We start from the raw sequence: 20,497 nt of genomic DNA on the forward strand, positions 1-20,497 counted from the left end.
CTGACGATCGACTGTTCTCCAAGGAGTGCCCATGACTGTGACCACCGAAAAGACCATGACCCTCACCCACTGGCTTAGCAACGCCCCCGCCGAGGGCAAGTCGGGCCGCACCGCTCCGGTCTATAACCCGGCCACCGGGCAGATTCAGGCGCAGGTGCCGCTGGCGAGTGCTGCCGAGGTGGACGCCGCTGTGCAGATCGCCACCGCAGCCGCCGGAAAATGGCGCTCCAGCTCGCTCAGCACCCGCTCTGCCGTGATGTTCAAATTCCGTGAACTGCTGGCCGCTCGCCGGGACGACCTGGCCCGCATCGTCACCCGCGAGCACGGCAAGGTGCACAGCGACGCGCTGGGTGAGATCGCGCGCGGCTTGGAGAACGTGGAGTACGCCTGCGGTATTCCTAATCTGCTGCGCGGCGGCTACTCCGAGCAGGTCAGCACCGGCGTGGACGTCTACAGCATTCAGCAGCCGCTGGGTGTGGTGGCGGGGATTACCCCATTCAACTTCCCCGCGATGGTGCCGCTGTGGATGCTGGCCAACGCGCTGGCCTGCGGCAACGCCTTCATTCTCAAGCCTAGCGAGAAAGATCCGTCCGCCGCCAATTTCATGGCCGAACTGCTTAAGGAAGCGGGCCTGCCGGATGGTGTGTTCAGCGTCGTTCACGGTGACAAGGCGGCGGTGGACGCCATTCTGGAACACCCCGGCATCGCCGCCGTGAGCTTCGTGGGGTCGACGCCGATCGCCAAGTACATCTACGAAAAAGGCACCGCGCACGGCAAGCGGGTGCAGGCGCTCGGCGGAGCCAAGAACCACATGCTGGTGCTGCCCGACGCTGACATCGGCATGGCTGCCGACGCCGCCGTGTCTGCTGCCTACGGCTCGGCAGGCGAGCGCTGCATGGCGATCAGCGTGCTGGTGGCGGTGGGCGATGCGGGCGACAAGCTCATCAGCGCCATTCAGGAGCGCATTCCAGCCCTCAAGATCGGCCCCGGCGACGTGGCCGGCAACGAGATGGGACCGCTGATCACCCGCGAACACCGCGACAGGGTGGCGGGTTACATCGCCTCGGCACAGCAGCAGGGCGCGAAAGTGGTGGTAGACGGGCGCAACGACCAGTTCGACGGTGACGGGTTCTTCCTGGGCGTCTCACTGCTGGACGACGTGAAGCCTGGCATGGCCGCCTACGACGACGAGATTTTCGGACCGGTATTGTGCGTGGTGCGGGCCGAAAGCTACGCCGAGGGCCTGAAACTTATCAACGACAACGAGTTCGGCAACGGCACCGCGATTTTCACCCGTGACGGCGGCGCGGCCCGCCAGTTCCAGTTCGACGTGGAAGTTGGCATGGTGGGCGTCAACGTGCCGATTCCGGTGCCAGTGGCGTACTACAGCTTCGGCGGTTGGAAGGCCAGTCTGTTCGGCGACACCCATATGTACGGCCCAGAAGGAGTCAAGTTCTACACCCGCAGCAAGGTGATCACTTCGCGCTGGCCAGACCCGGCAGGCAGTAAGGTCGATCTAGGTTTTCCTCAGACGCGGTAATCGTCTGACCGGCGCGGCAACATTTCCAGCGGGAGCTTCCAGACTTAGGAGGCTCCCGCTTCTGCTTGTCCCGTTATCGTCGCCAAGCAGACGGACCAGATACCTGTCCAGCCGCGTCTGGACCACCTCGTCGGTCAGTCCGGTCAGCCCTAAGGCGGGCCAGCCGGGATAGACGTGGGGTGGTTCGTCCCCGTTCATGAAATCGGCCAGACCCAACAGATCCCAGTATCGGTGCTGGTGTTGCCCCGTGCGGCGCTCGTAAGCCGCCTTGAAGGCGTCGGCGGCCTCCAGACCATACATCTGCGCCAGATTGACCTGGCAATGCCCCACATCGGCTCCGGCGGGTCCGGCGCAGGCATTCACCCAGTCGACCACTCCGCTGACCTGATCGGCCTGCCACAGCACGTTCGCCGGGTGAAAATCGCGGTGAATGAACGTCGGCGTGAAGGTGGGGGGCGGTTCTTGGAGCTGTGTCATGGCCCTTGACCAGGCGTCCGGTACAGAAGTCCAGGTGGGTAAGGTGAGCTGGCCGACATCGCTGTAAGGCGCGTAGGCCCAGCCGAACCCGACGGGTGAGACGGCGTGGATATCCGTCAGGGCCGCCGCCAGTCCGTCCAGCCAGAGGTGCCGGTCGGGTGGGTTCAGGTCGACCTCACCGGGAAGACAGGTCATCAGCACGCTCGGCGAGCCTGCCTCCGCGCCGGTCTCGTCGAAGGCAATCAATTCCGGGGTGGGCAGACCCGCCCGGGCCGCCCGCATCAGGCTGTGCGCCTCATGCCGGGCTAGGTCCGGTTCCGAGACCAGCCAGTTGGGCAGCAGATCGAATTGCCTCAGCACGGCGTGGAAACCGCTCTGAAACGCCAGCCGGTGCAGGCTGGCCGAGGTGCTGCCGGGCAGTGGATGAACCTGCCGGAGTTGCTGGTCTGGTACGGCCCGAAGCACCCAGTCCAGTGCGGCAGGGGAGAGGGCGAGCGCAGCCATCTGCCCAGTTTACCCCGACCTTTACGGTCAAGGTCCCACTGCTTTATTTTCTAAACCGTTTGATGTAGAGTGATTTCAAGAAGGCGCCGCACATTCCGGCGCAGGAGGAACTACCATGACGGTTAAACTCGCTATTGTTTACTACAGCACCTACGGCACCAATTACCAGATGGCCCAAACCGCCGCCGAGGCTGCCTATGAGGCCGGGGCCGAGGTCCGGGTGCTGAAGGTCGCCGAAACCACGCCGCAGGCCGTCATCGACACCCAGGACGCCTGGAAAGCCCAGCAGGAGCGCAGTGCCGACGTGCCCACCGCCACCCCGGACGACATGGAGTGGGCCGACGCCTACCTGTTTTCCACGCCGACGCGCTTCGGCAGCCCGGCCAGCCAGATTCGCTCGTTCATTGATACGCTCGGCGGATTGTGGGGCACCGGCAAGCTGGCCAACAAAGGCTTCTCAGCAATGACAAGTGCCCAGAACCCCAACGGCGGCCAGGAAACCACCTTGCAGGCCCTGTACGTCACCGCACAACACTGGGGCAGCATCGTGATCGCGCCAAGCTACACCGACCCGGCCATCTTTGCCTCGGGGGGCAATCCCTACGGCGCCAGCGTCACGGCGGGCGGCCAGCCGCTCTCCGAGGAAGACAAGGCGACCATCCGGCATCAGGCCAAGCGCCTGGTCGAGATTACCGCCAAACTGATCGCATGAGCGAATTGCGAAACGACCCGGCCAAGCATCAGTACGAGCTGCTCAGCGGCGATCAGGTCATCGGCCTGGCCAGGTACCGGCACGTTCGGGGCGCGGTGGAGATCTACCACACCGAAGTCGAGGACGGCCATGAGGGTGAGGGACTGGGCAGCCAGCTCGCCCAGTTCGCCCTAGACGACGTCCGTGCGCAGGGCCAGCAGGTCATTGCGACCTGCCCGTTTATCGCCAGTTACATCGAGCGCCACCCGGCATATCAGGATCTGGTTCAGCCGTAATCGAGTAAACAGTGCGGAGCGTGGCTGGGTGGGGTGCCACGCTCCGCCTCAAGTTGTTTAACTGTCCAGCTTCGCCTTGAGCAGCGTGCCCACCGCTTGCGGATCGGCCTGACCGCCGCTCGCGCGCATAACTTGGCCGGTGAAGAACCCCAGCAGCCCGGTGCGCCCGCCTTTATACTCGGCCAGCTTGCCGGGGTTGGCGGCCAGCACGCGGTCAATGATAGCGGCCAGCTCGCCGGTATCGCTGACCACTTTCAACCCGCGCCGGGCCACGATTCCGGCGGGGGCCTCACCGCTTTCCAGGCTCTCGGTCAGCACGTCCTTGGCAATGCGGCTGCTGATCTGGCCGCTGGCCAGCAAGTCGGCCAGGGCGGGCAGATCGTTGACCTGAAGCCGGACTTCGCCTGCCCGAAGCGCTGCGCCCAGTTCGTTGACCACCCAGGCGGCCACCTGCGGAGCCTGCCGCGTGGTGTCAGCGAAATACGCGCTCAGCACGCTGTCGCGGGCCAGCACCACCGCCTCGGCCTCAGCTACGCCCAGGGCACGCAGGCGGGTCACCTCGGCGCTCTGGGTGGGGGTCAGGCTGGGCGCTTCGGCTTTCTGTGGCTCGGCTCGGGCGGATTTCGGCTCGGTTTTGCCCTTCAGCGCCGGTTCCGACTTGCCCCAGGTGTCGCGCAGCGTGATGATCCGGTTGAAGACCAGCGCGTCGGAGCGGCTGTCTTCCGGGTCAGGCCAGAAGTACCCCTGGCGCTCGAACTGGTAGCGGGTACCGGGCGGGTCGGCGGCCACGCTCCTCTCCACGAAGCCGCGCGTTACCTTGAGGCTCTCGGGGTTCAGGAAGCGCAGAAAATCGCTGCTGGCAGGCTGGGCCGCGTCCTCGTGGCCGGGCTGTTCGGGGTCGAAATCGGGAAGGCTATCGTCGTGATTGGGGCCTTCCGGGTTTGGGACCCGGAACAGGCGGTCGTACAGCCGGAACTCGGCGCTCAGGCCACTCTGCGCGTCCACCCAGTGAATGACCCCGGCGGGTTTCAGTCCCCCGCTGTCCTCGCCCAGCCAGGTTGCCTTGAGGCCCGTGACTTCGCCGGATTCGCCGTAGATGACCTCGTCGGCCCGGATCAGGCCCGCACCGCGCAGCCGCACCACGCCGCCCAGGGTGAGGCGTTTGAAGCCCTTGGGCGGCGTCAGTGAGAAGTCCTGGCGCTCGATGTAGAGGGTGTTGGAGAGCGCCACCGGGCGCACCGCTGCTTCCGGCTTGACCCGCTCGCCGCCGGGCAGGGCCACCAGGCCGTCGGGGCTGGCCTGCACCACGTCGTCGGGCCAGTACGGCAAACTGAGGGTCCGGGTCTCCAGGTGACTGAGCGTTACCGCCAGCGGCTCAATGACCGCCAGCACGCGCGGCGCAGTCGGATTGAGATCGTCGCGCACGGCATTTTCATAGACTGCCAGATCGACGGTGCGGTTGGTGCGGCTGACCCCGATGGCCGAGGCGAACGCCTTGATGGCCTGTGGCCGGACGCCCAGCCGCCGCGCGGCCCGCAGGGTCGGCATCCGGGGATCGTCCCAGCCCGAGACGTGACCGCCCTGCACCAGACGGCGCAGCTTGCGCTTGCTGACCACCGTGTATTCCAGGCTGCGCCGCCCGAACTCGTACTGGTGTGGGCGCGGCGCGAACGCCAGTGTCTCCATCAGCCAGTCGTAGATGGCGCGGTTGTCCACGAATTCCAGGCTGCACAGGCTGTGGGTCACGCCTTCGAGCGCGTCTTGCAGGGGGTGCTGGAAATCGTACATCGGGTAGATGCACCACCCGTCGCCCTGACGGTAATGGTGGGCGCGCACAATCCGGTAGAGCACCGGGTCGCGCAGCTTCATGTTGGTGCTGGCGAGATCGATCTTGGCCCGTAGCACATGTGCGCCGTCGGCAAATTCCCCAGCCCGCATCCGGGCGAACAGATCGAGGTTCTCGGCCACGCTGCGCCCCCGGTAAGGACTCGGCGTACCGACCCCGAAGGCCGAGCCGCGCAGCCGGGCCATCTCGCTGCCGCTCACGCTGTCCACGTAGGCCTTGCCGAGTTCGATCAGCTTGACGGCGTAAGCGTAGTAGCGCTCGAAGTTGTCTGAGGCGTAGTACAGCTTCTCGCCCCAGTCCCAGCCGAGCCAGCGCAGATCGTCTTGAATCGCCTCGGCGAATTCCTGCGACTCGCCCGCCGGGTTGGTGTCGTCCAAGCGCAGGTGGTAGCGGCCATCAAACTGCGCCGCCGTCTGGAAGTCGAGAAAGCTGGCGAAGGTGTGCCCGAGGTGCAGGTAGCCGTTGGGTTCCGGCGGAAAGCGGGTCACGACCCTCGGGTATTTGCCGCTCGCCAGGTCGCGTCCGATAATCTCGGTGATGAAATTGGGGGCCACGGAAACCGGCACGGAAGGCGAACTCGTCATCGCTTCCCACAATACCCGCCTTGAGCCAGTCTCTGCCGTTGCTTGAGCACCACTTCATCTGAACGCCGATCTGCAAGAGCGCTTACGCTCAGCCGGGCTGCCGGATGCTGAACTCAGCGGTATGGCAACCCTGACTGAGCAGTTCATGACGGCCCTCAACACGGCGGAGGAAAGCGGCGACCTGAGCGCCCTGCTGGCCCTGCACGCAGATGACGTGACGCTGCAAAACCTCACCGAGCAGACCTGGCAGGGCGCAGGCGGTGCCGAGCAGTTCTGGCAGCGCTACCTGTCGGACTTCGAGCAGATTCACAGCAAATTTTCCTACCACGCCGAACTGGACGGCCTGGGTCTGATGGAGTGGACCAGCACCGGCCAACTCAAGGGCGGCCAGGCCATCACCTACCGGGGTATCAGCGTGATCGAGACGCAGGATCAGCAGGTCAAGGCGTTCCGGACCTACTACGACAGCGCCGCCTTCATCAAGCCGAGCGAGGCGCAGGCGACCGACGACTGAACCAGAAGATGAAGGAAAGATAAATTCAGCAGTCTGAACCGCTTCACCCTCTCTCAAATACTTGGGGAGAGGGTGGCTTATTGGGAATGGCCCGAAGTCGAAAATAGTGCCCGGAACCTGTATTCAAGTTGCTGCGGCGTCTTATGAGTTCAGTTCGCTCGCTTGCGATGCTGTCTTGTTATAATCGCTCGCTTGCCCAGGAGATAGACGGTTCCAAGATGCCGCTGACGAAGGTACTAGTGATCAGGATGTCTGGCAACAGGATGTCCGGTGCCGATATGATGGACCCCTGGATGCCTGAAGAGAGGATGCCGGGGATAATAGGCGCGCCGATACTAAAATACACCAGTGTGCCTAATATGAATATGATGGTGTACGGTCACGCCGTGGGATTTGGCAAAGTGCCCAGTTACAAGCTAAGCGACTACACCTATACTACGTGCGGCGCCACTTTAAGATATCAAAAGGCCAGGCGCAGAGGATTGTTCGACTTATATAATAAGACACTGATGTGATAGCTGAGAGCAAGATATGACTATGAAGATGGGCGAGTCGGACGAAGCCTACGTGATGAAAACTGGAAGTTTGACTTGTTGACTACCAACCGGGGAAGCCGCACCATCGTAACTCTGCGCACCTACTGAACGGAGAAACGGAGCCGAACAATGGAAGGCAGTCTGGCCCAGCAGGACTCGGGGCCAGCATGTTTGCCGTACGCTTTTCCAGAGTGGCCAACCGAAACATCGAGGGGAAGGTAAAGTAAGGGCGGCCTGCCCTCCCATTCGGCCTGATGCGGCGGGCGCAAGCCCAGGAAGGACGTTGCCTTGATCCACCCTCTCCCCTCACTCCTTGTGGCCCTGGACTGCCCCGACCTGCCGACCGAGCGCGCTGACCTCGCGCCGGTTGGTTCGGCCCTGGCCGCCGAGGATCCGCTCCGGGCGCTGGCGCTGCTGGACGGCGCGGCGGCCCGAACGGTGCCCCAGCAGGCGGCGTACTGGCGCTGGCTGGGCCTCGCGCGGCTAGCCGCCGGGCGCACGGCCGACGCCGAGCTGCCGCTGCGCCGGGCGACGGCGCTGGGCGATGCGCCAGGGCAGGTGGCCTACACCCAGTGGCTGCTGATCACCGGACGACTCGACGAGGCCTTGCGGGTGCTTCCGCCGCTGCGAAACAGGCTACCCGCTGGTGAACTCCGACGGCGTGCCCAGTGCCTGCACGGCCTGGCCCTGTTTCGCAGCGGCGAGGTCAAGCCAGCGCTGGGCTTGGTGCAGGCGTTGTGCCGCAGTGCCGGGAGTAGGCAGCCAGGTCGGCCTAGTGCGGATCGTCTGCCTGCGGCGCAGGTGTTACCCGCCGCTGTTCTGGCGCAGATGTGGGGGCAGCTCGGCGACCTTGCCCGAGCGGAGGCGCTGCTCAACCGGGTGCTGCTGGCCCTGCCGCTTCAGCGCCGTCGCCGTGCCCGCATTGAGGCGCTGGGCAGCTTGGCTATGGGGCAGGCCAGGGCGGGCCAGTTCGCCGCCGCCGCCAGCACCCTGAATTTGAGCCGTGCGCAGCTGGCCGAACTCCCGGCGGGAGGGCAGCGCTGGGCGTTGGCGGCCCATCAGCGTGCCGAGCTGGAAGTGCGCTGGCTCTCTGGCGAGCGCTCGGCACTGAGCGGCGATCTGCTGGCCCTGCACGACCTGGCCGCCGAGCTGGAAGACGCTGAGCTGAGGCTCTGGACGGTGGCGCTGCGTGCCGAGCTGCTCAGCCTTCAGGGGCAGCCGGAAAAAGCCCTCACCAGCCTCTACGACCTCGGAACCCGGCGGGGGCTTCCGCCGAGGCTCAGGGCCGTACGCGGCCTGCTGATGCGCCGCCAGCGCTATGACGACCACGCCGTTAAGGATCTGAGCGAGGCGGGTCGCGCGCTGGGCCGCCAGAACGGCGCGCTGCGCTGGCGCGCTCTGCTCTATCTGGCGGATGTCCAGCTTCGCAGTGCTCGCACGGACGCGGCGCGGGCCACGCTGACCGAGGTGCTGGCCCATCTCGGCAGTGCCCAGGACCTCAGCCTCTACGCGGCGGATCTGGCAGACGTGGACGAACTGGTGCAGCGCGCCCTGATCGAGCCGGGTCTCGCGCCGATCATGCAGGGCGTGCTGGCGCGTCTGCGTGCCGGATCGCCGCTGGGTGCGCGGCCCCGCTGGCTGGACCTCCACACCCTGGGCAGCACCAGCGTGAAGCTCGGTGGTCAGGCGGCGGCGCTTTCAAAGGGCGCGGTGCTGGTCCTGACCTACCTGCACCTGCACCCCCACACCAGCCGCAATGACATGCGCGCGGCGCTGTTTCCCGATTTCGACCGTGAGCAGACCACCATCTTCTTTCGCACAGCGGTGCGCGAGCTGCGCGCCCAGCTGGGACCGGACATCCTGCAGCTCGACGATACTCTGCGCCATCCACGCTACCGAATCAGCGCCGATGTCGAAGTGGACCTCGACCTGAGCGAGTTGCGCCGCAGCCTGGGCACCTCCGACCTGACGCGGGCCGCCGCGCTCTACCTGGGGGCATTTCTGGAAGACATGGAGCCGGAGAGCGAATGGGCCGATCAGGTGCGCCAGGAGTTGCGGCTGGCCTTCAATCTGGAGTTGCAGTGGCGCTTGAACCGCGTCCGCTCGCCGGACGACCTGAAGCAGGCCGAGCAGGCGCTGGCCGCAGTGCTGGCCCGCGACGCCGGGGTTGGTCCGGCGGCTCCCGAACTCCCGGCAGCCCTGGCCGCTGCCCGCCGCCGCCTGGCCGCCGCAGCAACAGTGCCCAGCCCGACTTGACATCCTCCTGAAAAAGTCCACAATGGGCCTGTAACCGATTACAACCTATCTCAGTGCCCGGCTGACGCCGGACGCTTCACCTCGAACCTAATCTGTAACCGGTTACAATTTGATGCCCGCCGGACCTTCCCCGCCTTTCAAGAGGACGCCCGATGACCACCGCCCGCTACACCATCGACGACATCGCCCGCACGGCGGGGGTCAGCAAGGGCACCGTCAGCCGGGTCCTCAACGGCCATCAGACGGTGGCCAGTTCGACCCGGCAGCACGTCCAGGCGGTGATGGACCAGCTCGGCTACGCGCCGGACCCGGCGGCGCGCCACCTCTCGTGGCGCAAGGGGCAGACGCTGGGGCTATCGTTTGGCCGCTTTGACCCGCTGCTCTCGCCGTACCACGTGCTGCTGACCCGTGCCCTGGAAGCCCGCACCGCGCCGCAGGGGGTGCAACTGGTCAATCTCAGGAGTGACCTCGAAGCGCTGCGCCACCTGCCGAGCGCAGTGCTGGTGATGCACGCCCAGGACGGCGACGAGCGGCTGGACCATCTGTCCCGGCTGGGCGTTCCGGCGGTGCTGATCGGCCACCGCGAAGGCTCATTCTGGGTGGCCCCCGATGATGTGGGCGGCGCGCGGCTGGCTACCGAGCAGCTCACGCAAGCGGGCCACCGCCAGTTGATCTACCTGGGCGGCGGTCCTTCGCAGGTGGCCCAGGACCGCGAACGCGGCTTTTTGCTGGCGGCCTCGGCGGCGGGCGCGGATGCCACCATCCTCGACGCCGACTTCACCCTGCTGGGCGGCTACCGGGCGGTACGGCGGACCTGGGAAGGGGGGAGGCGCTTCACCGGGCTGTTTGCCCAGAGTGACGAGAGCGCGGTGGGCGCGGTGGCCGCCCTCGAAGACCTGGGCGTGCGGGTACCCCAGGAAGTGTCGGTGGTGGGCTTCGACGGCCTGCCCGAGCTGCCGCTGCCGATCGAACTTACCACCGTCTCGCAAGACATCGCCCGCATCGCTGGGTGCGCCCTAGAGCTGATGCAGGAGGCCCTGAGCGGGCTTCCGGCGCGCGGCCAGCACATTCCGGTGCGCCTTCTCGTCGGCGCGACGGTGGCCCCACCCCCCGACCCGGCTTCCTGAACCAGCTTCTCGCTCCGTCATCCATTTCAGATCTCTGTTCACTTTTCACTGTCCCAGGAGGGAATATGCGTAACCAATTGATGCTCGGCCTTCTTCTTCTCGCGGCGGCCTCCACCCAGGCGGCAGCCCAGACCACCATCAAGATCAACGGCTATGCGGGCCAGGACCCGGCCATCGTGGGCGACCTGATCAACCGCTTCGTCAAGCCAGCGCTCGCCAAAGACAAGATCAACGTGACTTACGAGCCGCTTCAGGGCGACTACAACCAGCAGCTCACCACCCTGCTGGCAGCGGGCAACGCGGGCGACGTGTTCTACCTGCCTGCCGAGACGCTCGACGGCTTCGTCGCCACCGGCAAGATCTTGCCCCTCAACGGCGTGGTGCAGACCGGGCCGTACATCAAGAGCCTGAATACCGCCTTCACGCGGGGCGGCAAGGTTTACGCCATCGCCAAGGACTTCAACACGCTGGCCGTCGAATACAACAAAGACCTCTTCGACGAGGCCAAGGTGCCCTACCCCAGCAACACCGATACCTGGACCAGCCTGCAAACCAAGCTGACCAATGTGAAAAAAGCGTTGGGCAACGACTACTCCGGCATCTGCCTGGCTCCCGACTACGCCCGCATGGGACAATTCGCCTTCGCTGCTGGCTGGAAGCCGTTTGACAGCAAGGGCAAGACCAATCTGCTCGACCCGGCCTTCGTGCGGGCCTTCAACTACTTCACGGGCCTGGCCAAGAACAAGGTCGGCATTCAGCCCTCCGAGATCTCGCAGGACTGGTCGGGCGGTTGCCTGGGCACCGGCAAGGTCGCCGTTGCCATCGAGGGCAACTGGATCGTGGGCTTCCTCAAGGACAACGCCCCCAACCTCAAGTACGGCAGCGCCCTGATTCCCAAAGACGACAAGACCGGCAAGCGCGGCAACTTCGTCTACACCGTGGGCTGGGCCATCAACGCGGGCACCAAGAACAAGGCGGCGGCCACCAAGGTGCTCAACATCCTCACCAGCCCGCAGGTGCAGCAGTACGTGCTGGAGCAGGGCCTGGCGATTCCGAGCCGCACGTCGCTGTCGAACAACGCCTTTTTGAAGAAGACCGACGCCGGGGCCGCCAACTCCAAGGCCATCTTCGACGGAGCCGCCGACGGTGTGGTGCGGCCCTACTACTTCGGGACCCAGGGACCCGACTGGATCAAGCCGATCAACACCGCCCTGGCTGCCGTGCTGAGCGGGCAAAAGAGCAGCGCCGACGCCCTCAAGCAGGCCCAGGCGGAAATGAACACCTTCCAGAACCGCTGAGCGCCTGAGTTCACCGTGAGGGCCGGGAGCCGGAAACACCCGGACCCGGCCCTCACGTGTGCCTTGCCGCCGCCGCGCGGGCCGGGGGAACCATGTTCAAGAAAGGCCAGTCTGCCACCGCCTACCTCTTCCTCGCGCCGTTTCTGATCACCACCCTGGTTTTCTTTTTCTACGCGTTCGGGCGGGCCATCTACTACTCGTTCACCGATTTCAATCTGTTCAACACCCCGCACCTGATCGGCCTCAAGCCGTATGTCGATGTGCTGGGGGACAGCCTGTTCCGGCGGGCGCTGGCCAATACCCTGGTGTTCGCCGTCATCGTCACGACTCTGCAGACGATTTTATCACTGCTGATGGCGGTGGCGCTCAACAACAAGATCAAGGGGATGGGCTTTTTCCGCTCGGCCTGGTATATGCCGTCCATCACCAGTTCGGTGGTCATCACCCTCATTTTTCTGTGGCTGTTTCAGCGCCGGGGGGTGGCGAACTATGTCATCACCCAACTTCAAATGTACCAGCCGTACATCCTGACGGTCATGGGCGTGCTAATCGTGGTTCAGATCGTGCAGGTCCTGTTCGAGCGCTCGCGCCAGATGCCCGCCGGGTGGTTCGATCCGGCGCTGGCGGCCGTCAGTGCGCTGATCGCCGTGGCGGTGACGGTGGTACTGGCCTTCATGGGCATCTTGCAGGCGCGTGACGTGCCCCCCTTCGACTTCCAGTATTTCGCCGACGTGTGGCTGAGCATCGGTGGTGTGCAGGTGCTCAGCATACCTTTGCTGGTCATCATCATTCAGAACACTTTCACGACCATTCCCACGCTGATGCTGTTTTTTCTGGCCGGACTTCAGAACATTCCCGGTACGCTCTACGAGGCCGCCGACATCGACGGCGCGACGCCTTTCGAGAAGCTGATGAACGTGACGGTGCCGATGCTGCGCCCCGTGACGTTCTACGTGATTACCGTAGGACTGATCGGCACCATGCAGATGTTCGATCAGGTGGCGGTGATCGGAGCCGCCGCGCCGCAGTCCACCCTGATCACGCTGGCGTACTACGTCTACATCAACACCTTCAAGGCCGGAACCGCGCCGGTCAACATGGCGGCGGCGGGGGCCATCATCCTGGCGCTGATCATCCTGGTGATGGTGTTCATTCAGCGCAGGTTCTTTCCCTCCGAGGCCAGCGTATGACTGCCGTTCCCAGTCAGCGCTTCATCAACGCGGGCAAGAACGAGCAGTGGCTGGCGCGGCGGCGCTGGGCGCGGGCAGGCTGGCTGTACCTGTTCATGATCGTAATGAGTTTCTTCTTCCTGGGACCGTTCCTGATGGGCCTGCTGAGCAGCCTCAAGGACAACCCCAACGAGTACCCGCCCCGGCTGATCATTCCGCAGATCACCGGCCAATACATTTCGAAGGCCTATTCGCTGGGTGTGCAGGGCGGCAGTGACGGCTGGAACGGTGGCCTCAAGCCGGGCCGCAGCGTGGCTTTCGACGTGACGGTGGCCTCGCCCAAAGACGCGCCTCAGACCGCGCCCTCAATCATTTTATTTCCTTACCAGCCGACCAGCCTGGTGGCGCTGGCCCGCCAGGCGCAGGCCAAGGACTACACCCAGCTCAAGACCGAGCCGACCGGGCAGATCGGCGACGAGCGCAGCTACCACGTCACGGTGACGTATCCGCTGCTGACCCGCCATACCGGCGACGTGATCAGCGCCAAGCTGGGCGTGCCGGGCAGCGACCTCACCGCCATCTTGCCTGGCGGTCAGACGGTGGATGTGACGCTCGATACCCCCGAGGCGCAGGCCAAGCAGTACGACCTCAACGAAACGCAACTCGTCGAGCTCGTCAGATCGGGCGAGGCATCTAACGCCAAGTATTACCTGCGCGGCCCGGTCTTTGAGCGCACCCCGCTGGAAGTGGACGTGCAGCGCGGCCAGCGCATCGTGTCGAGCACCCTGCCGCCCAGCGACAAGCAGAACTTCGACCGCAGCTTCGCCTACCGCAATATCACTCCCGGCGTGCTGGGCTACACCTTCAACAACTACCGCCGTGCCTTTACGGAGACCACCGATCCGCGCACCGGCAGCAGCCTCTTTTTGCGCTGGGTGCTCAACACCTTTCTGTACGCCTTCCTGCGGGTGACGGCGGCCATCGTGTTCTGCTCGCTGGCCGGGTACGCCCTGGCCCGCCTGAGCTTTCCCGGCAAGAACCTGATCTTTTTGCTGGGCGTGCTGTTCGTACAGATGGTGCCCAGCCAGGTCAATCTGGTCAGCAATTATGTACTGCTCAAACAACTGGGCCTGCTCAACTTATGGGGCTTGTGGTTCAACGGGCTGGTGGCGGCGGGTGGCGTCTTCCTGATGAAACAGTTCTTCGAAGGCATGCCCAGAGAGCTGGAGGAGTCGGCCAGCATCGACGGCGCGGGCCCCTTCACGACCTTCTGGCGGGTCATGCTGCCGCAGGCAGGTCCGGCCCTGATCGCCCTCTCGATCACCCAGTTTCAGGGAGCCTGGAACGACTTTTTCTGGCCGCTGGTACTGCTGCGTAATCAGATCAACTTTGTCCTGACGGTGGGCCTGTCCAACTTCCGTTCGGCCTACGGCGGCCAGGGTGACTACGGCCTGATTCTGGCGGGCGCGGTGCTCAGCGCCATTCCAGTCATTATCGTCTTCGTGATTTTCCAGCGTTACTTTGTCGATACTGGAGCCGACAGCGCCGTGAAGGGCTGAAGGCGGTGCGGCTTCCAGTTGTCTCGTATCTCCTGACTCCCAAGGATTTCTCATGCTGAGTACCCGCACTGTTCTCAAAGAAAACGATCTCTATCTGGTGGGCGACGGGCACTACGCCGTAGCCGAGGGCGAGAGCGGGATGTATCGCCGCGACACCCGGTTTCTCAGCCGCTACGAGTGGCGGCTCGGCGGCGAGCGCCCCCAGGCGCTGGTGCAGCACCAGCGCTATCCCTTCTGGCTGCGCGAGCACAGCGCCAACGCTAACGTGGGCTATACCATGAAAGTGGGCATCGCTCGTGACCTGACGGTGACGGCCAGCGAGGTGCGCGACCGCCTAGTGGTCACCCGCTACCTCGAAGACGGCCCGCGTGAGATTACCCTCGACCTCGGCGGTGACTTTGCCGACATGTTCGAGGTGCGCGGCTGGCCGGGTGGGATCGGTCAGCGCCAGGTGATCAGCCAGACGGTCGAGGGCGGTGTCGAGTTCCGCTACACGGCTCTCGACGGTGTGCAAAGTCGGGCGCTCGTTCAGGTGTCGCCGCCCGCCGGGTGGGACGGTGAGCGCTTGACCTGGAACCTGACTGAACCCGAAACCCACATCACCGTCAGCGTGTTTTTGCTGCAAGGCGACGAAACGCCTGTTCACGGCGACCCCGACGCCCTGGCCGCCGAGTATGACGCCCTGGGGGGCAACCTGGCACAGGCACAATCCAGCCACCCCCAACTCAGCCACCCGCTCGACCAGCAGGTGCTCGAACGCAGCGTGCAGGACCTGCGAAGCCTGACCTTTCACACGCCCCAGGGACCGTTTCCGGCGGCGGGCCTGCCCTGGTTCGTGGCTCCCTTTGGCCGTGACAGCTTGATCATCGCCTTGATGGTCAAGGATCATCTGCCGCAGATGGCGGCGGCGGTGGCGCGCTATCTGGCAGCCAGACAGGGCCAGAAGTACGACCCGGTGACGCTCGAAGAACCCGGTAAGATTCTGCACGAGGAGCGGGTGGGCGAACTGACCCGCACGGGCCGCACCCCGCACCGCCCCTACTATGCCAGCGCCGACGCCACGCCGCTGTTCGTGTGGTTGGTCGGCGAACTCAGCGCCCAGGCCCCCGAACTGGCCAGTGAGCTGCGTCCGAATTGGGAAGCGGCCCTTAACTGGCTGCTGACCGACGGCGACCCCGATCAGGACGGCTTCATCGAATACACCCCCGACCCCGATGGCATCACCAACGCCGTCTGGAAGGACAGCGGAGACAGTACCTTCACGGAGGAGGGCGTGGACGTCAGTGGCCATGTGGCGGTCATCGAGGTGCAGGGCTACGCCTACGCGGCCTACTGGGCGGCGGCGGGCCTGTACCGCCAGCTTGGTGAAGCCCAGCGGGCCGAGGAGTGGGAGTGTCGGGCCTCTGAGCTGCGTGAACGCTTTCAGGCGGCCTTCTGGTGGCCGGAGCGCAACTACTACGTTCATGGTCTCAACGGCGACAAACGCCCACTGCGGGTGCTGGTCAGCAACCCGGCCCACACCCTCTGGACCGGCATCATTCCGCCGGAGTTCGCCCCTCAGGTGGCGGCCACCGCCCTGGGTGAGCAGCTCTGGAGCGGTTGGGGCATTCGCACGCTGGGCGAGGGTGAGATCCGCTACAACCCGGTGTCGTATCACAACGGCAGTGTCTGGCCGCACGACACCGCTGCCGCCGCGCTCGGCCTGGCCCGCTACGGCCTGAACCGGGAAGCCCAGCAGGTCGCCCGTGCCCTCTTCGATGTGGCCCGCGCCGCCAGTGATCTGCGCCTCAGCGAACTGCTGGCTGGGTTTGAGCGACGCGGCAACGAAGACGTGCCGGTGCCTTACCCCGCCGCCTGCCACCCGCAGGGCTGGGACGCGGCCATTCCGCTGGCGCTCTCGCACCTGCTGGACACGGTAACGCTCGATCAGCCCTGGGCCGAACTCTCGACCTGAACGGGTCGTGCCGAGGGGGAGCGGGGCCCAGTCCTGCTCTCCCTTCCGGCTTGGTCTCAGCGCGCCCGGATCACCAGACCCTGATACGGCTGCAGCATCAGGGTCTCTGCGGGTTCCGTTGCCGGGTAATTGCTGCTCAGCACCTCACCGCCCACGAAGTCGGCGGGCAGATGGTAGCGCTCCGTATCGCTGGAAAAGTGGCCGATGACCAGCAAACGGGTTTTGCCATCGTCCCGAATATAGGCGAACACGCTCGGATGCTCGGCGTCGAGAAGCTCGTAACTGCCTTCCCGCACCACGTCCAGCGATTTGCGAAGAGCGATGGTGCGGCGGTAGTGGTGCCACACCGAGTCGGGATCGGCCTCGGCCGCTTCGGCATTAATTTGAGGGTAATTGGGGTTGACTTCGAGCCAGGGCTTGCCGGTCGTGAATCCGGCGTTCGGGGAAGCGTCCCACTGCACCGGGGTGCGCGCGTTGTCGCGGCTCATGGCGTGAACGGCGGCCATCACGCGCTCCTGGCTCCAGTTGTGCAGCTCGTGTAGTTCCTCGGCGGCGTGCAGCGTTTCCAGGTCGTTGTACTGCCCAATGCGCTCAAAGGCCACGTTGGTCATGCCGAATTCCTCGCCCTGATAGATATACGGTGTGCCCTGCATGAAGTGCAGCACGGTTGCCAGCATCTTGGCGCTCTGCACCCGGAATTCGCCATCGTTGCCGAAGCGTGACACCGCGCGCGGCTGGTCATGGTTGTCCCAGTAGAGACTGTTCCAGCCCCGGTTGTGCAGGCCGGTTTGCCAGCGGCTGAGAATCGCCTTGAGTTCCGGCAGGGTCCAGGGTGCATTGGTCCACTTGCCACGCTCGCCGCTGCCCAGGCCCACGTGCTCGAACTGAAACACCATGTTCAGTTCGTGGCGGCTGGGGTCCGAGTAGCGCACAGCGTCGTCCACGCTCGCGCCAGGTGTTTCGCCCACCGTCATCAGATCGTAGCGGCTGAGCACCTCGCGGTTCATCTCCTGCAAGAACTCGTGGACGCGCGGGCCGTTCATGAAATGCGGGTAGCCGGAGGTCAGCGCCGTGCCGGGAATCGGCTCGCCCTCCGGATACTGCTGGTCTTTGGAAATCAGGTTTATGACGTCCATCCGGAAGCCGTCGATGCCCTTGTTACACCAGAAGCGCATCAGGTCGTAGACCTCACCGCGCAGCTTGGGGTTTTCCCAGTTGAGGTCCGGCTGCTTGACGCTGAACAGGTGCAGGTAATACTCGCCGGACGCCTCGTCGAGCTGCCAGACCGGGCCGCCGAAGAACGCCTGCCAGTGGGTCGGCATATCTCCTGCGACCGGCGGCTTCCAGATGTAGTAATCGCGCTTGTCCGACTGCGGGTTCTCGCGGGCCTCCACGAACCAGGCGTGCTCATCACTGGAGTGGTTGACCACCAGATCGAGCATGATCTTCAGCCCATGCTTATGCGCCTCGGCCAGCAGTTCGTCGAAGTCGGCCATCGTGCCGAACTCGGTCATGACGGCGCGGTAATCCGAGATGTCGTAGCCGTTATCGTCGTTGGGCGAGGCGAAGATCGGCGAGAGCCAGATCACGTCCACGCCCAGCCGGGCCAAGTAATCTAGCCGCAAAATGACGCCGCGCAGATCGCCCACGCCGTCGCCGTCCGAGTCCTGAAAGCTACGCGGATAGATCTGGTAAACCACAGCGTCCTGAAACCAGGGCCGGGCCGCCGGAGAGAGCGGGGAAGACGTCATGGCGGGCATCATACAACTTGCCCCGAGCCTGGCCTGCCCGCCGCCAGAATCTGCTAAGCTGACCTTCAGCCACTCCTCATTCGTTCAGCACGGTAGCGAGACTCCGCCTACTCCAGCCTTAGGTGAGTTTGTGAAGTATTCGACAATCACACCTTACCCCCAACCGAGGTTTTGCGGCGCAGCGCTTCAGCTTAGCTGACGTTGCAAGTCCACCACGTAGCGCGCCAGGTCTTGCGGTGAGGCCACCTGCCGGGCCACCGCCACCCGCGCCTCGAGCATGTCCAGGTCTTCCGGGTCGATCTTGAGGTACTGATTGGCCAGCAGCAGGGCGCGGCGCAGATCGCCGTTATCGCGCGCCTGCTGCAATTTCGACTTCAGCTCGGCGGCCAGATCCGCGCGCAGCTCTTCGCGGGTCGTGTCCACCCATTCGCTTTCCAGCTTGGAATCCGGCAGAAATGGCCCCCGGTAAAGCGAGAGCGCCCGCGCCGTGTCGCCTTTCGACAGGGCCTCGCGCAGATGTTCGAGGTCGAGGTCGAGGTGCACCCCCGGTCCCAGACGGTAGCGCGGCGCTTTGGGGCTGCCGTCCATCCACAGAACCTGCTGGCCGAGCTTGACCCGCAGCTCACGGAAGACCGCCCGGAAGTAGTCGCCCGCCGTCTTACCTTCCCGGTCAGGGTAGAGGGTCGTTTCCAGTTCGCGGCGGGTGCAGCCGGGGTGCAGCGCCAGATACGCCAGCGTCAGCACGCTGCCCTGCAAGCTGAACTTGATTTCCTCGCCCTCCCTGAAGATGGCCGCGCGGCCCATGGTCTGAACTTTGAGGTGCAGCACGCTGTCGCTGGGCACACTGTCACGGCCCAGCAACACGTCGAACTTGTCGAGTAGCACTTCCATGTAGGGCGAGAGTTCCGGATCGAGCAGGGCGTGCTGTACCAGATCAGCCAGTTCCTGAAGGTCCGGCGAGAAGAGAATCAGGTCGCGGGCGGAGAGCAGCCCTTCCATCGCCAGCTTGAGTGAGACGCCCGACCCTTCCGGATCGCCGTTCTTGGCCTGGGCATCAGCCAGATGCAGCAGCGTTCGCAACTGTGCACGGGATTCCAGGCGCGGCGAATCCAGGGCCATCTGAAACGCCTCGATGGCCGCCGAATAAAGGTGTCGGCGGCGCAGCAGCATGCCCCGCATGGCTGTGACCAGCGGGTGCTTGCCCTCCGGGGCGATTTCGAAGAGCGTTTCCATCGCCTGACTGTGGCGGCCCTGCCTGCTGTAGAAATCGGCGAGGTGGGCGGCGGTCCAGGTGGACGACTCGAAATCCTGCAAATCTTCGAGAATCCCCTGAAGTTGCAGGAGGGTATCCAAATACTTGTCCTGATTCCTGGTCAGATGATAGTAATCAGCTTCGGCTGAAAGAATATGTGCTGTAGATTTGAGAGAATCCGTCAACTGAAGTGCTTCCTGCGCGGCGTCGAGGGTTTTACGGGCCTCTCTGACTTCTCCCAGCGACATTTGAACGTCGGCCAGACCACCCAGTGCTGCAATACGGAAGACGGACTGCTGAGCCAGCGGCATTCTCCGAATCGCTTCTTCGTAAAGTTGCCTGGCCCTGGAAAGATTCCCGACCGAGAGATGCATCTGGGCCATCGTCTGGGTAATGCGCCCGATCATTTCGTCGTCGCCCAGCGCCAGATACCCGTGCCAGGCGGCTTCGCAACGCTGCAATCCCATCTCTGTGCGGCCAGCCATGAATTCGACGGTGCCCCACCACCGCTGGGCACGCAGCAGCAGTTCGCCCGATAACCTCGGTACCACTTCCATGAAATGTGCGCTAGCCTCACTCAAACGTCCTGTGACTCGCAGCAGGTTGCCGTACTCGACCATCCCTTCCGAGTCACCTGCCTGGCTGCTTTGTCTCAGGGGAAGCTCCGCTTGCTCATAGTGACCGCTGAGGATATGGGCCATGCCAAGAAGTCGCCATCCTTCTCTGGTGAGTTCTGGTTCTCCAGTCAGAAGGGTGATGACAGCCTGATACTGCCCTACTTCGAGGGCAGAAGAAGCTTGCCTGAGGGTTCTCGCTTCGGTCGTCATAAAATTATGAATAGCATAACCCTATAAGCGAGTAAGAAAACGTTCAGAGTTTTCAAAGTAAAATAAAAGGTTACCGAACATAAAAGGGAGGACAAGATGACTGAAGCAATCAGAGATTTTGGAATTTAATAGCATCCAGATTCAGATTTCAATTCTTCGACACCGACCCAGAAGTTACACCCAACCGGAGGGCAAGATGACTGAAGCAATCAGAGATTTCGGAATTTAACCTAATGAACAACAACCTCTTTTCATTCCCCCAGTGCCCGCTCCGGCACTGGTTCTTTTTTGTGGTCTGAAGGTAGCCCGGCATACC

15 protein-coding genes are annotated in these 20,497 nt (G+C 64.0%); 11 read left to right on the plus strand and 4 right to left on the minus strand.

Annotated elements, in window-relative coordinates; translation table 11 throughout:
• The first annotated feature begins 31 nt into the window (after nt 1–31).
• On the plus strand, nt 32–1,540 hold the full coding sequence (locus GUI70_RS01875; protein ID WP_161880603.1) for a CoA-acylating methylmalonate-semialdehyde dehydrogenase: 1,509 nt from the start codon (nt 32–34) through the stop codon (nt 1,538–1,540).
• Here GUI70_RS01875 and GUI70_RS01880 read toward each other — a convergent pair.
• Nucleotides 1,517–2,521, minus strand: a complete 1,005-nt coding sequence (locus GUI70_RS01880) for a phosphotransferase family protein (RefSeq protein WP_161880604.1) — start codon at nt 2,519–2,521, stop codon at nt 1,517–1,519. The genes GUI70_RS01875 and GUI70_RS01880 overlap by 24 nt on opposite strands.
• A 115-nt stretch (nt 2,522–2,636) precedes the next feature.
• On the opposite strand from GUI70_RS01880, the gene wrbA reads away from it, so the two are divergent.
• A complete protein-coding gene (wrbA, locus tag GUI70_RS01885) occupies nt 2,637–3,233 on the plus strand; it encodes an NAD(P)H:quinone oxidoreductase (RefSeq protein ID WP_161880605.1) in 597 nt (198 codons plus the stop codon).
• Complete coding sequence (locus tag GUI70_RS01890; RefSeq protein ID WP_161880606.1) at nt 3,230–3,508, plus strand: GNAT family N-acetyltransferase; 279 nt, start codon at nt 3,230–3,232, stop codon at nt 3,506–3,508. The genes wrbA and GUI70_RS01890 overlap by 4 nt, the downstream gene beginning before the upstream one ends.
• 57 nt (nt 3,509–3,565) lie before the next feature.
• On the opposite strand, the gene GUI70_RS01895 is transcribed toward GUI70_RS01890, so the two are convergent.
• Nucleotides 3,566–5,938, minus strand: coding sequence for a glutamine--tRNA ligase/YqeY domain fusion protein (locus GUI70_RS01895; protein ID WP_161880607.1), 2,373 nt, complete (start codon nt 5,936–5,938; stop codon nt 3,566–3,568).
• A gap of 121 nt (nt 5,939–6,059) precedes the next feature.
• Here GUI70_RS01895 and GUI70_RS01900 point away from each other — a divergent pair, with 121 nt between their 5' ends.
• From GUI70_RS01900 to GUI70_RS01930, 8 genes are all read left to right on the plus strand, one after another.
• Nucleotides 6,060–6,452, plus strand: coding sequence for a nuclear transport factor 2 family protein (locus GUI70_RS01900; protein WP_237724642.1), 393 nt, complete (start codon nt 6,060–6,062; stop codon nt 6,450–6,452).
• A gap of 218 nt (nt 6,453–6,670) precedes the next feature.
• The gene (locus tag GUI70_RS24190) at nt 6,671–6,967 is read left to right on the plus strand and encodes a hypothetical protein (RefSeq protein ID WP_237724643.1); all 297 of its coding nucleotides are present in this window, start codon (nt 6,671–6,673) and stop codon (nt 6,965–6,967) included.
• Between the two features lie 309 nt (nt 6,968–7,276).
• A complete protein-coding gene (locus tag GUI70_RS01905) occupies nt 7,277–9,244 on the plus strand; it encodes a hypothetical protein (RefSeq protein ID WP_161880608.1) in 1,968 nt (655 codons plus the stop codon).
• A 152-nt stretch (nt 9,245–9,396) separates the two neighbouring features.
• On the plus strand, nt 9,397–10,371 hold the full coding sequence (locus GUI70_RS01910; RefSeq protein WP_161880609.1) for a LacI family DNA-binding transcriptional regulator: 975 nt from the start codon (nt 9,397–9,399) through the stop codon (nt 10,369–10,371).
• A 65-nt stretch (nt 10,372–10,436) separates the two neighbouring features.
• A complete protein-coding gene (locus tag GUI70_RS01915) occupies nt 10,437–11,669 on the plus strand; it encodes an extracellular solute-binding protein (RefSeq protein ID WP_161880610.1) in 1,233 nt (410 codons plus the stop codon).
• Nucleotides 11,670–11,761: 92 nt separating this feature from the next.
• Nucleotides 11,762–12,859 (plus strand): carbohydrate ABC transporter permease, encoded by a 1,098-nt coding sequence (locus tag GUI70_RS01920; protein ID WP_161880611.1) that lies wholly within the window; start codon nt 11,762–11,764, stop codon nt 12,857–12,859.
• Nucleotides 12,856–14,397: a carbohydrate ABC transporter permease gene (locus GUI70_RS01925; protein WP_161880612.1), complete on the plus strand. Its 1,542-nt coding sequence runs from the start codon at nt 12,856–12,858 to the stop codon at nt 14,395–14,397. The genes GUI70_RS01920 and GUI70_RS01925 overlap by 4 nt, the downstream gene beginning before the upstream one ends.
• Before the next feature lie 52 nt (nt 14,398–14,449).
• A complete protein-coding gene (locus GUI70_RS01930) occupies nt 14,450–16,351 on the plus strand; it encodes an amylo-alpha-1,6-glucosidase (protein ID WP_161880613.1) in 1,902 nt (633 codons plus the stop codon).
• 56 nt (nt 16,352–16,407) lie between these two features.
• Here the strand turns inward: GUI70_RS01930 and GUI70_RS01935 are convergent, their stop codons facing one another.
• Together GUI70_RS01935 and GUI70_RS01940 are read right to left on the minus strand one after the other, a co-directional pair.
• Entirely contained in the window at nt 16,408–18,102 is a 1,695-nt protein-coding gene (locus GUI70_RS01935; RefSeq protein WP_161880614.1) for a glycoside hydrolase family 13 protein, read from the minus strand.
• Between the two features lie 186 nt (nt 18,103–18,288).
• Nucleotides 18,289–20,055, minus strand: a complete 1,767-nt coding sequence (locus tag GUI70_RS01940; protein WP_237724644.1) for an AfsR/SARP family transcriptional regulator — start codon at nt 20,053–20,055, stop codon at nt 18,289–18,291.
• Nucleotides 20,056–20,497: the final 442 nt, after the last annotated feature.

The organism is Deinococcus alpinitundrae, from assembly GCF_009982895.1.
GTDB lineage: Bacteria > Deinococcota > Deinococci > Deinococcales > Deinococcaceae > Deinococcus > Deinococcus alpinitundrae.

Bases quoted from the DNA above. Each gene is read 5' to 3' on its own strand.
- GUI70_RS01890 (WP_161880606.1), top strand. From the start codon at position 3,230: ATGAGCGAATTGCGAAACGACCCGGCCAAGCATCAGTACGAGCTGCTC.
- GUI70_RS01900 (WP_237724642.1), top strand. From the start codon at position 6,060: ATGGCAACCCTGACTGAGCAGTTCATGACGGCCCTCAACACGGCGGAG.
- wrbA (WP_161880605.1), top strand. From the start codon at position 2,637: ATGACGGTTAAACTCGCTATTGTTTACTACAGCACCTACGGCACCAAT.
- GUI70_RS01930 (WP_161880613.1), top strand. From the start codon at position 14,450: ATGCTGAGTACCCGCACTGTTCTCAAAGAAAACGATCTCTATCTGGTG.
- GUI70_RS01895 (WP_161880607.1), bottom strand. From the start codon at position 5,938: ATGACGAGTTCGCCTTCCGTGCCGGTTTCCGTGGCCCCCAATTTCATC.
- GUI70_RS01940 (WP_237724644.1), bottom strand. From the start codon at position 20,055: ATGGCCCATATCCTCAGCGGTCACTATGAGCAAGCGGAGCTTCCCCTG.
- GUI70_RS01880 (WP_161880604.1), bottom strand. From the start codon at position 2,521: ATGGCTGCGCTCGCCCTCTCCCCTGCCGCACTGGACTGGGTGCTTCGG.
- GUI70_RS01910 (WP_161880609.1), top strand. From the start codon at position 9,397: ATGACCACCGCCCGCTACACCATCGACGACATCGCCCGCACGGCGGGG.
- GUI70_RS01935 (WP_161880614.1), bottom strand. From the start codon at position 18,102: ATGACGTCTTCCCCGCTCTCTCCGGCGGCCCGGCCCTGGTTTCAGGAC.
- GUI70_RS01920 (WP_161880611.1), top strand. From the start codon at position 11,762: ATGTTCAAGAAAGGCCAGTCTGCCACCGCCTACCTCTTCCTCGCGCCG.
- GUI70_RS01875 (WP_161880603.1), top strand. From the start codon at position 32: ATGACTGTGACCACCGAAAAGACCATGACCCTCACCCACTGGCTTAGC.
- GUI70_RS24190 (WP_237724643.1), top strand. From the start codon at position 6,671: ATGCCGCTGACGAAGGTACTAGTGATCAGGATGTCTGGCAACAGGATG.
- GUI70_RS01915 (WP_161880610.1), top strand. From the start codon at position 10,437: ATGCGTAACCAATTGATGCTCGGCCTTCTTCTTCTCGCGGCGGCCTCC.
- GUI70_RS01925 (WP_161880612.1), top strand. From the start codon at position 12,856: ATGACTGCCGTTCCCAGTCAGCGCTTCATCAACGCGGGCAAGAACGAG.